Genomic DNA, 15,145 nt, shown 5'->3' with positions numbered 1-15,145 from the left:
CAAATGAAAAAGTTAAATTTTATTTTGTTGATGTGTATTCCGTTTTTATTTCAATCTTGTCAAGGTCAGAATCTCGATTTAGAGAAATTACCCCTTCCTACAAAAAGTGATCAGTTAAAAACTTTAAAATTATCAAATTCTGGTGCCGGTATTGGAACCCGGGAAATACAGTATACCTCTTATATTCCTGATGCTGAAGGAGGTATAGCTTTCGGCGGATTGTCAATTCCTAAATCAACTTCAAGTTCTGAGGCAATAGCCCGTTTTTTCTCGAAGGACGAAGGTAAAAACTTTCAGGGTTATACCTTAAACCTGTTTACGCCCGATGCTATGCAGAAAGTTTTAGCCTTCCTCCTAAAGGATAAAAGCCAGTTCAAACTCGTTTTTGACGATGGAAAAGATAGCGAAGAACGTGCTAGAGTTTTTATTTCTAATAAAAATGGTGTTACGTATTTATTATTGTCGAGAATAAACGGTGATGGAAAAAAAATAGGTTATATTGACGGTATTGCTAAAGGCGAAGAAGCTTTATTGTCATCAAGAATTGGAGGGTCATTTGGCTATTATGAAGCATATCTTGAATATAAGAAACATAAAACAGGTAATTTAAGCTACTTGGATTTCCTCCGCGAAACCAATAACGACTTATATAAACAGAGCAATAACTTAAAACAATAATCATGTCTAAACCCTATTATCTTTTAGAGTTTTCTGTATCTGCATGTAGGTTTATTGTTGAAATTAACGACCTCGAAGTACTGAATCTGGCTATTGAAGATGGTATGAGCAGCATGCTGCCACTTAATCATGGCATTTTTAAATCTGGGAATCAAAAAGTGAAAATTACCTTAGACTCACTTAATGAAGGAGTTTTTCACTTAGAACCGTCAACTGGATTTAAGATTATCGAATATAGTTCAGGCCATACCCTCGAATTTAAGAACGATATAAAAGCCTTTACCCCTGATTTTAAAGATAATGGCAAGAAACATTCTTACGAAGCTCAAACAAACTTTAATGCGATAATGCCATATGAAATTGCATCTTGGGCGGAAGGCGTTAATTTAACAGATATCAATAAGCTAGAAGAGAGACTAGCCCATTTTTATGCAACTGTTAAATCACTATTCAAAAGAAAAGAGTATGATAAGATAAGAGAAGTCTTCTCTAAAAAAGAAAATAACATTGCATCTATGATGTATCTTGATCAGGAGCAATCAGAAGCCCGCTTAAATTCTATATTTCAGGATATGGAAAACGGTTTCGAATTCGATGATAGCATAGTAGCAATTCCTTATTTTCTAAAAAATGGAAAAGTTGTTTCATTTAGGAATCCATTGGGAAGTCCCGCAATTAAATTAGTGAATGCAGAATTGGGAGAAGAAATATATGTAGAGTTGAACGTGATGATGGATAAATCGAAAATGATTTTTGAAGTAATCTGATCTCTAATTACAACAAAATACATGTAGGTAGAATTAAAGGTCTCAAATTATTAAAATATCGGAGTATGCTGATTAAATAATAACAGTTTGGAAGCTAAAATTGAAGTGTTAAATGTTGAATAGGTTAAGCATTTATTAAAAATGGTTTGTAAATAACAGTAAATTAGTTTTTATGTCGAATGTTAAATTTGGTGATTATAAACCACAGGAAGATCCTAAAGATACCTTACAATACGTTTATTATACACGTGAAGGAGAATATCTTGGTGGGATTGCTGGGAGTGCTAAAATATTTACGACAACCAAAGAGAAATATGATCAGGCTGTAGCAGCAAAAAATTGGGAGTCTTTAAATGTGGATGCAAACATGGTTAAGTATGATGGTAAAGCACTTTCGCATTCAGATTTCCGCTACATTGCCTACATTGTGAGTCATGAATCTGGTAATGCTGACATAAAAGAGCTTAGGTGTGTAGCTTTTACAAGTCGTAACAGGGCTGTTTCCACCAAAAAAACATGGCGCTCACTACTTGCTTCCGGTTACTCTTCCGTGCCAAATAAGAAAGAACTACCGGATAAAAATGATGAAAAGTCAAAACTCGCCAGATATGCAGTACTGGATGTTTGTTTCGGTGTTAAAGATATTACAGATGGGGCCGAATTTTGGGATGGAACTGATTTTCTTGCTTGGGGTAATTCTGAAACAAACCCATACAATAAGTTGGGGCAAAATAAATTTGATGAGTATAAATTCGTTGAAATTCCAAAAGCCGTATACGATGATTTTGTTGCTGCAAATGGTACTTCAGCCAGATATAAAGATAAAGGTAACCATGATGCCAATACAGATCAGGGTACACATGAACACCTGAAAAAGAAAGTTAAAAAACCAGTACTTGGCGCTGATGGCAAGCAGGTAAACGGAGCGGATGGAAAACCACAATTTAAAGAAGTTGAAGTGGCCGACAGAATTAAATATGCCATTCCATCAGCCGATTTTCAAGACCAGCAATACTGGACGAGTGGAAATTTTTATTACGAAACCAATGTAAAAACTACAAACGGTATTTCCGCTACCATTACTGCCGGGAAAAGTATATTCTGGAAATTAACACCCAACCGTTTAACGGCTGTAACTGCAAAATAAATATGAATAAGCTAATACCGGTATTTATACTCCATTTTTCGATTGTTTTTTCCGTAAATGCACAACAATTACTTAAAAAAGCTAATTCCTATAACGGAATTTTATTAACGCAATTAACGGAAGTTAAATCTGAGCAAGAGCATGAAAGAGATACTTCTAGGATATTATATATTCAAAACAGTTCAAAGGACAGTCTTTTTGTATATAAAATTGCTGAAAGTGTTGTCTCCGAAGCCAAGACTTATTTTTTAACAGGTAATAGTAAAGGACTCTGTTTAACCGCTAAATCTATATTAGGTGATGCTGAAATACTTAATAAATTGCAAATTACGTTTTCTGACACCGAACATGCTATGTTCATTAATCAACAAGATAAATATGTGTTATATCCGAAATTTTATGCTTCGATTAAACAAAAAGTAAATTCTAACCATGCTGTTGCTGATTTATTTGATCTTTTAGAAGATTATCTGGAGGATTACTCTATTCGCGATATTTACCCAACCTTATTATCTGAGAATAAGGCAAGATGGGATAGAATTATTCAACACGCGAAAATAACAACACCGCGGAATCAGTCGGACTTAAAAGACACCTGGAATTACAAATATCAATATAACAACCAAAGCAAACTGGCATCAGTTAAAGCTACATCAGCAGAGGAAACGCATTTTAGTAAGAAAATGAGTTATATCAACTCTAGCACAGTTAAAATGGATATTTACCGGAATACAGAAGATCGTCAGATTTTATCCAGAAAAATAATCTACAATCCTTTGAAAAACAATCAGCTTAATATAACCGATCAGGTTGAAGAAACAGGTCTAAACAAAGAAACTATGCTGATTACGAAGATTGATAAAAGAAACATAGGGCAGGTAAAATCTTTACATCTATCTAATATGGAAATCAAGAAAATAATTAAGCAATTAAAATGAATATAAGTGATCTGGTTTAAATGATCTATCATAAGAACTTTCTCAAAGTTATTAATTCATTTTTTTCAGTCTGCTCAATTAACTGATAATTAAATGAGTTTTCAATTGAAAATTGCTTGGTTAGCTATAAAAGTTAACCCATTACACATTTATATTTTTATGGTACAGTTTTCTTGTTACATGAAAAAAATTACTGTCATTTTATTTTGTTTGGCGCTATGGAGTTGTAGTCAAAAGAAAATCGATTTAAAAGATCTTATAGTAGGTCAAAAGCCAAATATTGATCTTTCAGCTTTTACCGATAATATCAAAGAACAGCGTGGACGTTTTGAAATGCCAACAGAAAATGGTGTTCAACTAGTTGATAAAGGCGAAAAAGTAGTATATTATTATTTTGCAGGTAAAAAAAACATAACTTTCTATAAGGCTAAAATTGCAGATGTTTTAGAAACCAAAGTTGTGACCTATAATGGTTTAGTGAGCTTTATAAGCGTGCATCCAGATAACAGAGATGCTGTAAGTTTGCTTAAAGATTTGCTTAAAACTTACGGCGCCCCCGATTCGATTTCCTATGATACAAGAAAATTCATAGGCTCAGATAGCGAAACCGCTAATGTTTTAAAAAATGCATTACCACGCTATGTAAAGGAGGTAGCAGATGAATTTGATAATAAGTTAACACAATATCCTCAGCAGTTTTTTTGGAGCAAAAATGATATACTTACCCACATAACAATAGATCCGACAAACGCAAATCTCAATATGTCTGTTAAGATTGTAACCAAACGAGCTTATATGGACCACATTGTTCAAGAATACGCAAAACCACTATTAAAAGAATATGATAGTCCCTTTGCCCACCTTTTTAAAAAATAGTGGATCACCCAATTTGGGTATCCGACGAACAAAGACTAATAGTTAGTTTGTACATAAATTACTAATGATGAAAGAACCTTATTACTTAGTAGACTTTAATGTCTCACTAGCAAATTTTGATATTTTGATCAATGATGTGCTTGCCTTTTCTTATAACGATGGGGGAAGCATTTACTCAAATTATCCTATTAACCATTTTATCCTAAGCAGTGGTGTACAGCAGGTTAAAGTAAGGTTCAAACCTTTAAAAAATTCACAAACCATACATCATGAAGCCGAAGCCATTATCAAAATCCAATACCTTGATGCTTCTACAATGGATCAGGAGCAGCTGACAACCGTATATGAGTATAAAATGCCAAAGGCTAAAAGGGATACATTGCCGATGTTAGAATCAATAGGCGAATTTAAGGCAGAAGTACCCTACCGGTTAATAGGCTGGAGTGATGCAAGTATAATCGATATTAAAAATGAAGTTGCTCTTGAACGGATACATAACTATTACCGCCGTATTTATACCCTTTTTAAAGATAAGGATGTAAACAGTCTTGCCTTGCTCTTAAAAAAAAGATATGAAGAAACAGATGTGTCCATGTACCTCGACGAAGATAATATAGCTGGGTTAAATAATATCTTTAAGATGCTGGAAGCTGAAGGCTATATCATGCAGGATTTTCCTGAAACGCCACAGATATCTTTGTATGCGAAAAATAGAATAGTGAATTTAGTTAGGGAGAATACATCACCTGTTATTTTTTATCTAAAAAAGGAGACGAATGAAGAATTTGGGTTTCCTTTCTACATTCATCTGCCTAAAGGCAAAAATTCTTTTGAAATTATCCGATAGATAATTTTTATTAACGCATAAATTAACTTCGTTTTTATCTTTTTGGATTGCGACATTCCAAATATAACCTAGAAATGAAATTGATTGGTAAATGTATATGTGAATTAAGAATCATGAAACAATCACTTACTGATCAAGATATATACAGGCTTTACCTCCCCTGAAATGGTAAATTTTACGAAAGGTCATGAGAAAGAGCAAATGACTTCGAAAAAGATCTATCAGGTCGATGCTTATAGCATGTAAACGGTGTAAATTTGATAGCGGTATTTATTAAAAGCATGATCGTCAAAAGAATTTCAATTGTCATATTTTGCTATTTCCTGCTTTTTAGGCTTTATGCTGTTTGCTCATTATTCTATTCTTTCATTAGCCAGGCCCCAAATAAAGCCCTGATAAGAAATACCAACGATGGTTATCAGCTGACCATTTTTCAGCTTGAATTTTATTTTTTCCTTATAGTTTTATATAGTTTCAGGCCTTCACGTTTTAAAAAAACGATTGCTCAAAGCTATAAGCAGAGTGGTACTGAAACGATCTCTAAAAAATCATTTTTCTGGATCGTCTATGTTGGTATGCTACTCGCCGTTTTTGGGATACCTTTATTAATATTACATGATTCAATCGCTGGTGTATTTGAGATCATTACAGTAGCCAACCAGTATATTATTGAAAGCTTTGGGTTACTGATGATGGCTGTTATATTTATTGGTTTAAATATAATGGGCTTTTACTACGATTTCATAAACGCTTTTGATCATGCCAGGACTCAGTTTGTCAGGTCTTTGTTCGCATTTATATTAACCATCCCAATCTCAGCTTTTTTGTATTTTATTTCAGTTCTACTACAGAAAAAAGCCGATGCACTAATCATAATTTGTTTGGCCTTTAATCTTTCTTTTCTCTATCTAAGTATTATCGGCCCTTTAACTAAAATAATTTATAGGTCTAAAAGAAAAACTGCTAAATAATTACTTGGGAAAAACCAATCAGAGATATTTGGTGCATGGTTTGTGGATTAGATGTGTAAATCCAAATAAGAAGACCGCTTAATTAAATTTTAATAAAGGAAATGACAGATAGGTTGATAAAATTGATTGTACTAGGAGTTTGTTTAAGTTTACCATCCTGTGCACAGGATAAAAAAGATACAGCTGCCGAAAATAAAATCGCAGGGAAAACAGACTATCAAAAGGAAGGTGTTTTGTTTAAATTAAAGCATGAGCATTTAGACTGTTCGTATGAAATATTGTTGAATGACATGCCGATAGTTACTTATTTTGGATTAGGCGAAAGATCTGGTTTAACGGTAGATCTCAATCAATATATCTTGAAGCCGGGAAAACAGGAGGTAACCATAAGAATGTTCCCTGTAAAGAAAGAGGAAAATCATTTTGCTCCAAAGCTACCTAAAAACGCTTTTGTTAAAATAGAAATCACAAAAAACAAAGAGCCCATGACGATGCTTGATCAGTTAAATGCTAGAGGGAAAGGAAAAGAATATAAATGGGCAACATTAACCTATCAAACACCAAAGTTAGATAAACCGTTGCCATATACAGCGTATAAAACGTCGTTTGTAGTTGATGAGAAAGATGTTAACTGGAAAATTGTGGGCTGGAGCAAAAGTAAAAAGTTAAATAACGATCCAAACCTTCGTAAAGAAGTTGATGAATTTTATAACAATTACAAAAAGGTATTGAAAGAGGGTGATAGAAATAAATTTCTTTCATTAGTAAGAACTGCAATTGATGAAGAAGCAGCATCAAAACCCTGGGACAAAGAGATTGAAAATCAGCTTACCAGGAATATGATTGATTATGCTGCTGAAAAAAGAAATTTTATATACTCCTGTACAAAAGCAGAATTAAAATTTTTTGGAGATGGGAGAGTGGTAACTTTGGTGTGTGCAGATACACTTACATTCGGATATGCTCCGCTGATTTCTAAGACTGCTAAAAGTATGGTGCCAAAATCTCACACCTTTTATCTTCACAAACCAGCAGGTACCAATAAACTCGAAATTATCAGATGATAAAAGAAAGTTTTTTATCTTTTTATTAAAATAGGTCCTTAACTTTTTATTTCTGGTATCGAACTTGAATAATAAGACTTTGGAAGCACTTTTAATAAGATAATTTATATTGTAAAATATGTTTTATAAAATCTATTTAGAAAATAACGAGCTGATTATTCAAACATTTTTTTTAAAGGAAAAAATTGCTATTGATTCAATTGATGACATCATTATTTTCTATAATCGAAGTTTTAATAAACATAAACTATTTACTTACTTTAATAAGCCAGTACAATATGAACTAACCAGGAAATCCTGGTTTTATCAAATGTTATTTCAAATATTTTTAGTTTTTAATACAGAAAAGTTTAGAATTTACCGGGTTTATGAAAACGAAATCATCACTCTAATGTTCAGCTTATTAAAGCCGTACCTTCCTACGCTCATTGAAACCAAATATCTGGATTTAGACAATAGTTTTATATGGATGACTGAGGATGAGGGTGGACACTTTAAGCAAACGAAACTTGTTTATAGTAGGGAAGGCTTAGGTTTGAAAAGAGTAATGTTGAAGCATAAGATATTGATGCAGAAATAGCTAAGTATTATCTTTCAACAGTAATTTAATCACATTTTTTAACGCAGGATTCCGGTTAGATTCCTTCCAGATCATATACAGTTCCGTTCGCTGCGGAATATGGGTAAGTTCTACAAACTTTACATTTTCCTGGTAGCCATATTGTAAGCCGGTGGGTACAATGGCAATACCTAAGCCTTCCTCTACCAGTTTAAAAATTGTTAACGCATTAACGGATTTATGATAGGTTTTGGGTTTAAAACCATGATCCTCACAAATGCTCATCATTAAGTCGTAATAAAAAGGACTGTCCTCACTCGAGAAAAAGATAAAGGGTTCGTCGCCCAGTTTTTTTACCGCTTCGTAACTGGCCTTTTTCATCGGGTGACTTTTAGGCAATACCAGCGAAAAGGTATCCTGATGGATCATGTGTTTAGAAATGCCAGGATTAAACTGCTGCATTCTTACAAAACCGATGTCGAGCATATCTTTTTCCAGTAATTCGATCTGTAACTTATTGGGCATTTCATCCAGATTGGTGCTGATTTCCGGAAAATCTTTGTTCAGTTTAAAGATCACTTCAGGTACAATTTTTTGTGCTGCAGAACCCAAAAATCCAATGCGGAGTTCGCCCTGTTTACCCTCATTAATATTACTGACCTGTTTTTTAATGTTTTCGATATGGCTGAAGATAAAGTCTACTTCATCTTTAAGGTAAAGGCCTGCTTCTGTGAGTGCGACTTTTTTCTTGTTCCGGTCAAATAGCGGTGCATTAAAAATCTCCTCCATTTGCTTAATCTGCCGGCTTAGTCCAGGCTGCGAAATAAATAAGCGGTCTGCAGCCTTCCTAAACTTCAGTTCCTCCGCCAAAACCTGAAAATATTTCAAATGCCTAAGCTCTATCTGATAACTCATGGTTATTACGTGATGATGTAATTGGTATTTATGGGTATCAAATATAGCGCTTATTTTTGTTTAAAGCCTTCATCGTTATGAACCAACAAGAGATTTTTAACTACGGAACCGATCATTTAACTGCTAAATTGGCTTTAGCCATCAGTAAGGGTGAAGTGAAAGGCATATTAAGCGAAAGCACAAAGGAGAGAGTGCTTAAAAGCAGCGAAGTGGTTGAGCGGATTGCGGGTTCCGGGCTGGCTGTTTATGGTATCAATACAGGTTTTGGTCCGCTTTGTACTTCCATGATCTCGGCTGTTGATACGCGAAAGCTACAGGAAAATATCCTGAAAAGTCATGCTGTGGGTGTTGGTGAACCGATAGATGATGAAATATCAAAGCTAATGCTGGTATTAAAATTACAAGCACTGGCTCAAGGTTATTCGGGCATTAAGATCGAAACGCTTGAACGAATGATCTGGTTTCTGGAAACCGGCGCCACACCTCTGGTTCCCAAGCAAGGCTCTGTTGGTGCTTCGGGCGATCTTGCTCCCCTTTCTCATCTCTTTTTACCTTTGATTGGTTTGGGTAAGGTTCACTATAAAGGAGAAACTATAGCTACAGCTGAACTTTTAAAAGAACACCAGATGCAGCCTTTACAATTAGGCCCCAAAGAAGGCCTGGCTTTAATTAATGGTACACAGTTTATTGCTGCGCATGCCGTTAAAGTAGTGCAACGTTTAGCGAATGTGCTGGCATCAGCAGATATTATAGCGGCAATGATGATTGAGGGCTTACAGGGATCACAAAAACCTTTTCATGCAGGACTCCATGAGCTGAGGCCATATCCTGCAAATATTTCGGTGGCTGAACAGGTGCGCAAACTCCTGAAGGGTTCTGAAATTATGAAATCGCATGCCAACTGTGCTAAAGTACAGGATCCGTATTCTTTAAGATGCATTCCACAGGTACACGGCGCTTCCAGAACGGCCTGGTTACATTTAAAGGAAGCTTTAGAAATCGAACTGAATTCGGTAACCGATAACCCCGTGATATTTGATGATGATTTAACCATCAGCGGAGGTAATTTTCACGGTCAGCCACTGGCTTTGCCCCTTGATTATGCTTGTTTAGCAGCTGCTGAAATCGGAAATATCAGCGACCGGAGAATTTATCTCTCGCTTGAGGGAAATACCCCCGGTGTGCCGAAATTGCTGATGAAAGAGACCGGATTAAATTCTGGTTTTATGATTGTCCAATATACTTCCGCAGCTTTGGCCAGCGAGAATAAAGGTCTCTGTTTCCCGGCCAGTGCGGATAGCATCCCAACTTCTTTAGGTCAGGAGGATCACGTGAGTATGGGTTCGATCAGCGGACGTAAAGCGCTTCAGGTGATCGAGAACGTAGAGAAAATTTTGGGTATAGAATTATTTTGTGCTGCACAGGCTGTTGACTACCATCATCCATTAAAGCCTGGTAAAATATTGGCTGCGGTACATGATTTCGTGCGTACCGAAATTGATCATTTTGAAGAAGACCAAATCATGTATGATAGGATGGAACATGCCATCGAAATGGTGCAGAAGGGTAAAATTGTAGCCATTGCCAATCAAGCCGCATCTACATTGAATTAACAATTTAATTTTCAGATTATGGATTTTAAAGCACAGCTATTAGCTGGTATTCCGGCTACATTGCCCGCAAAAAAGAACCGGAATCCGGTACTGAACCATGCTCCTGTAAGGAGAGCTGTCTTAAATACTGAAGAGAAAAAGCTAAGCATTAAAAATGCTTTACGTTATTTTCCAGAAGCATGGCATCTGGAACTGGCACGGGAGTTTTTGGGCGAGCTGGAAAGTTACGGGCATATTTATATGTATCGTTTTATGCCCGATTATGCCATTTACGCCAGACCAATAAGCGAATATCCCTGCCGTACACTACATGCAGCCGCAATTATGCTTATGATCCAGAATAACTTAGATCCGGCAATAGCGCAGCATCCTGAAGAGTTGATTACTTATGGGGGTAATGGCAGTGTATTCCAAAACTGGGCCCAATATCTTCTAACTATGCAGTACCTCGCTACCATGACCGATCAGCAAACGCTTAATATCTATAGTGGGCATCCGCAGGGGTTATTCCCCTCTAATGCCACGGCGCCCCGTGTTGTGGTGACGAATGGCATGATGATTCCTAATTATTCCTCACCAGAAGATTTTGAAAAGTTTAATGCCTTGGGGGTTACACAATATGGTCAAATGACTGCGGGTTCATATATGTATATCGGTCCTCAGGGTATTGTACATGGTACGGCCATTACCCTAATGAATGCTTTCCGTAAACAGGGGTTTTTTGGAAAAGAGGTAGCAGGTAAAATCTTTTTAACGGCCGGTTTGGGCGGCATGAGTGGAGCCCAGACCAAAGCTGGGAATATTGTTGGTTGTATCACGGTTTGTGCCGAGGTAAACCCAAAGGCTGCAATTAAAAGGCATCAACAAGGCTGGGTAGATGAGCTTTTTGAACATTTGGATGAACTGGTGAAAAGGGTTCTACTGGCCCAAAACGAAAAACAAGCGGTTTCATTGGCTTATATTGGTAACGTAGTGGATGTTTGGGAACGCTTTGATCAGGAAAATATTGAAGTTGCAATCGGTTCTGATCAAACTTCGCTGCATAATCCGTATGCCGGGGGTTATTATCCGGTAGGTTTAAACTTTACCAAGGCTAATGAAATGATGGCTGAAGCGCCGGATCAATTTAGAGTTTATGTACAGGAATCGTTAAAAAGACAGGCAAACAGCATTAACAACCATACAGCTAAAGGAACTTATTTTTTTGACTATGGAAATGCCTTTTTATTGGAGTGCAGCAGGGCAGGTGCCGATGTAATGGCTCCAAATGGTATAGATTTCAGGTATCCATCCTATGTGGAAGATATTTTAGGGCCCCTTTGTTTCGATTATGGTTTTGGCCCGTTTAGATGGGTTTGTACTTCAGGAAATGAAAAGGATCTGGATTTAACTGACCGTATGGCTCAAGAAGTAATGGAAGAGCTAAAGCGAAACGCTCCGGAAGAAATACAACAACAATTGCAGGATAATATTAACTGGATTACTGCCGCCAAAGCAAACAGATTAGTAGTCGGTTCAAAAGCCCGAATTTTATATGCCGATGCTGAAGGCAGGGCAAAAATTGCGCTGAGATTTAATGAGGCCATTAAAACAGGTAACTTATCGGCGCCCGTAATTTTGGGAAGAGATCATCACGATGTAAGCGGAACGGATTCGCCTTTTCGCGAAACCAGCAATATTTACGACGGAAGCCGGTTTACGGCCGATATGGCCATTCATAACGTGATTGGCGACAGCTTTAGGGGTGCCACCTGGGTTTCGATCCATAATGGCGGCGGTGTAGGCTGGGGCGAGGTAATAAACGGTGGTTTTGGGTTGGTATTGGATGGAACTGAACAGGCTGCCGAAAAATTGCAGAACATGCTCTTTTACGATGTAAACAATGGAATTGCCAGAAGGAGCTGGGCACGTAATAAAGAGGCCAGGTTTGCCATAGAACGCGAAATGGCACGTACAGCAGATTTAAAGATTACGCTGCCAAATTTAGTCGATGAAGAACTATTAAATGATTTGGAGATAAATTAACTCTTATCGCATGTACCTTTTTGTCATTCTGAACGCAGTGAAGAATCCTTTATGCTTGAAGAAAGATTCTTCGTTTCACTCAGAATGACAAACTAAAACCATTTTTTAGAAAAAACTTAACTCACTCCGTGAAAAACTCAATGTACTTTGTGGTAAAAAAAGTTGTAAAAATTAAGTCAATGGCAAAGTAAAATGGAAAACCGAACCCTTACCTTCTTCACTTTCAGCCCATATTCTGCCACCATGCCTCTCTACAATTTCTGCACTTAGATAAAGCCCAATACCAAAACCCGAAATGGTGTGATTGCCCTGTACCCGGTAATAACGTTCAAAAAGTTTTTCAATGTCTTCAGGCCTTATCCCGATGCCTTCATCTTTAATCTGAACTTCAACCTCTGTGTCACTTAAATTACAGCTTATTTCGATCGATGTTCCATTGTCAGAATATTTTATCCCGTTACTGATCAGGTTGGAAATTACGTTGCCGATTTTATCCCTATCTGCATAAATGTCGACCCCACAGGTTGGGTGTAAGATAATCTGATGAGAAGATTGTGAAATATAAGTTTCCTCAATGGTTTCTTTCAGCAGGTCATCTAAATTGAAGTTTGTTTTTTCGATCAGTAGTTTGCTGGATTCCAAACGCGATACATTCAAGAAGCCGTTGATCATGGTTGTCATTTTTCTGATCTGGCTGTTGGTTTTTTCCAAAGCCACCATCGCATAATTGTCTTCATCTTTTTTAGCCTTGCGTTGCAAAACCTGTACAAAGCCGTTAATGGCTGTTAATGGAGTTTTTAGTTCATGACTAACCATTCCGATGAAATCATTCTTTCTGAGTTCATCCAATTTTTGCTCCGTGATATCGATAAAGAGTCCAGAATATTCTGTTATATGGCCATGCTGATCTACAAATACCCTTCCTGTTGTCCTAATCCATTTTTCTTCACCTGTAGTTAAATTGGTTATCGGATATTCATTGTCGCTTGAAGAATGACTGTTTAATGCATCTGCAAAAGACTTTTTCAATTCATTATGATAGTCGGCATGGATTGCACTCATAATGTCGCTCGTTTTAGCAGGCTCGTCAAGTGGTAGGCCGAGCAGGCTTTTCACAAATCCCGATACCGTAATTTCAAGTGTTTTAGGATCGATGCTCCAGGTACCCATTTTTCCGGTATCAATGGCTTGAAGCAACCGTTCCTCGCTATCGGCTAACTTTTGGGTATATTGAATCAGGTCTTCATGTGTTTGTGCGAGTTCTTCATTGGTTGCTGCCAATTCCTCATTTGCCGCTGCCATTTCGATGTTGATATCCTGCAGCTCTTCCTGATGGAGTTTTCGTTCGGTAATATCCGGACTTACCGTAGCGATCGCCGTTACTTGAGCTGTTTCCTGATCTTTTAAGGCAAAACCACTCCATTCAATCCAAAAAGGATTTCCCGTTATCTCGTTCCAGAAGCGGATTTCCTGTTTAAAATCAATGCCTTGTAAAACTCCCGATAAAAGTTCTTCAGCTGAAGGTCTGTCAGCAGGGAAAATAACCTCCAGCATGTTTCGGTTGGAAATGTTTTCCCACCCTAACTTTCTTAATCCTGCAGGATTTAAGTATTGGATAGACATATCCAAGCCGATCAAAGCGATAAATTCTGAACTGGCTTCGATGAGTTTATTCAAATTTAAACGCTCCAATTCGATTAATTTTCTTTCTGTAATATCAATACACGAACTGATATAACCTGCAAAAGATCCATCGGCGTGGAAACGTGGTGGACCACTGGTAAGCAGCCATCGGTAATCGCCTTTTTGAGTCAGGACCCTAAACTCTCCGGTAAACGGCTTTTTATCGCGAAGGGCTGAAAGGTAAATATCCAGATACCGGTCCCGATCTTCGGGATGGATCAGGTCAGCCCAGCCGAAAGCGAGCAGGGCATCCATTGATCTGCCCGTTAAGTTTGTCCACGGTTTATTAAAATAAATCGCATTTCCAAACTCGTCGCCAACAGTAATGAAAATGTCAGTTCCCTCTGCCATGGTTTTGAAGCGTTTTTCACTTTCAGACAGTTGGTTAAACCTTTCTGCAACCCTTAATTCCAGTTCGTTATTTAACACATGTAATGTTTCCTGTGTTTCCTGTAATTCTTCGTTTGTGGCCACTAGTTCTTCATTGGTAGCTGCAAGTTCTTCTACTGTGGCCGCTAGCTCCTCATTCAGTACCTGTTCCCGCTGTAAGGCCTCATCTTTCTGCTGCTCCCTTTCTATAGCCTCACGCCTTAATACGCGCTCGCTTACATCAACCGCCGTATGTAAAATACAGATGGTCTTGCCTTCATCATTTTTGATTGCCCGGTATTCAAAATCAAAATAAAAGGTCTTTAGCTCCCCGTCAATAATCAGGTCTGCTGCTGTATCCTTTCCTGAAATGACAAGGCCTTCCAGCCAAACCTTCCTGAACATCTCAATAAAAGGCTGTCCTTTTAATTCAGGCAGGGCATCTTCAAGCGATTTTCCGATTACATTTCTGTCTTTGCCCCAAATTCTGAGCATCGCGTCATTTGCAGTCTGTATAATGGCCGTTTCTCCTACATGAACTGCGGTTGCGGTATGGGTATAATTAAAAACTTCTATTAATTGATCATTACTTAAAAAAGGACTGGACTGGCTCATTCTGGATTTTTACGGCGTGATCTAAAATAATTATTTACTTAAGTTTCAAAATAAACAAAACCTAAGCAGGATTTTCCA

General features: G+C 37.3%; 12 protein-coding genes. 10 read left to right on the top strand and 2 right to left on the bottom strand.

Going from position 1 to position 15,145, the window contains the following annotated elements; all coding sequences use genetic code 11:
- Positions 1–3 precede the first annotated feature (3 nt).
- The 8 genes from ACFE6N_RS01370 to ACFE6N_RS01335 all read left to right on the top strand — a co-directional run bounded on the left by ACFE6N_RS01370 (position 4) and on the right by ACFE6N_RS01335 (position 7,868).
- Positions 4–678, top strand: a complete 675-nt coding sequence (locus tag ACFE6N_RS01370; RefSeq protein WP_378933062.1) for a hypothetical protein — start codon at positions 4–6, stop codon at positions 676–678.
- 2 nt (positions 679–680) lie between these two features.
- Positions 681–1,445 (top strand): hypothetical protein, encoded by a 765-nt coding sequence (locus tag ACFE6N_RS01365; RefSeq protein ID WP_378933059.1) that lies wholly within the window; start codon positions 681–683, stop codon positions 1,443–1,445.
- A gap of 172 nt (positions 1,446–1,617) precedes the next feature.
- Positions 1,618–2,592: a hypothetical protein gene (locus ACFE6N_RS01360; RefSeq protein WP_378933056.1), complete on the top strand. Its 975-nt coding sequence runs from the start codon at positions 1,618–1,620 to the stop codon at positions 2,590–2,592.
- A 2-nt stretch (positions 2,593–2,594) separates the two neighbouring features.
- Complete coding sequence (locus tag ACFE6N_RS01355) at positions 2,595–3,530, top strand: hypothetical protein (protein WP_378933053.1); 936 nt, start codon at positions 2,595–2,597, stop codon at positions 3,528–3,530.
- Between the two features lie 93 nt (positions 3,531–3,623).
- Positions 3,624–4,406 carry a hypothetical protein gene (locus ACFE6N_RS01350; RefSeq protein WP_378933050.1) on the top strand — a complete coding sequence of 261 codons (783 nt, stop codon included), beginning with the start codon at positions 3,624–3,626 and terminating at the stop codon, positions 4,404–4,406.
- Between the two features lie 64 nt (positions 4,407–4,470).
- Complete coding sequence (locus ACFE6N_RS01345; RefSeq protein WP_378933048.1) at positions 4,471–5,253, top strand: hypothetical protein; 783 nt, start codon at positions 4,471–4,473, stop codon at positions 5,251–5,253.
- Between the two features lie 1,072 nt (positions 5,254–6,325).
- Positions 6,326–7,288: a hypothetical protein gene (locus tag ACFE6N_RS01340; protein WP_378933046.1), complete on the top strand. Its 963-nt coding sequence runs from the start codon at positions 6,326–6,328 to the stop codon at positions 7,286–7,288.
- A 118-nt stretch (positions 7,289–7,406) separates the two neighbouring features.
- Positions 7,407–7,868, top strand: coding sequence for a hypothetical protein (locus ACFE6N_RS01335; protein WP_378933043.1), 462 nt, complete (start codon positions 7,407–7,409; stop codon positions 7,866–7,868).
- On the opposite strand, the gene ACFE6N_RS01330 is transcribed toward ACFE6N_RS01335, so the two are convergent.
- Entirely contained in the window at positions 7,869–8,762 is an 894-nt protein-coding gene (locus ACFE6N_RS01330; RefSeq protein ID WP_378933039.1) for a LysR family transcriptional regulator, read from the bottom strand.
- 77 nt (positions 8,763–8,839) lie between these two features.
- Here ACFE6N_RS01330 and hutH point away from each other — a divergent pair, with 77 nt between their 5' ends.
- Together hutH and ACFE6N_RS01320 are read left to right on the top strand one after the other, a co-directional pair.
- Positions 8,840–10,375 (top strand): histidine ammonia-lyase, encoded by a 1,536-nt coding sequence (gene hutH / locus ACFE6N_RS01325; protein WP_378933036.1) that lies wholly within the window; start codon positions 8,840–8,842, stop codon positions 10,373–10,375.
- Positions 10,376–10,393: 18 nt separating this feature from the next.
- Positions 10,394–12,400: a urocanate hydratase gene (locus tag ACFE6N_RS01320; protein WP_378933033.1), complete on the top strand. Its 2,007-nt coding sequence runs from the start codon at positions 10,394–10,396 to the stop codon at positions 12,398–12,400.
- 171 nt (positions 12,401–12,571) lie between these two features.
- Here the strand turns inward: ACFE6N_RS01320 and ACFE6N_RS01315 are convergent, their stop codons facing one another.
- Complete coding sequence (locus ACFE6N_RS01315; RefSeq protein ID WP_378933030.1) at positions 12,572–15,067, bottom strand: PAS domain S-box protein; 2,496 nt, start codon at positions 15,065–15,067, stop codon at positions 12,572–12,574.
- Between the last annotated feature and the right edge of the window lie 78 nt (positions 15,068–15,145).

Origin of the sequence: Pedobacter sp. BG31 (assembly GCF_042464845.1) — a bacterium.
Lineage (GTDB): Bacteria > Bacteroidota > Bacteroidia > Sphingobacteriales > Sphingobacteriaceae > Pedobacter > Pedobacter suwonensis.
This window is presented reverse-complemented; position numbering and strand designations above follow the sequence as displayed.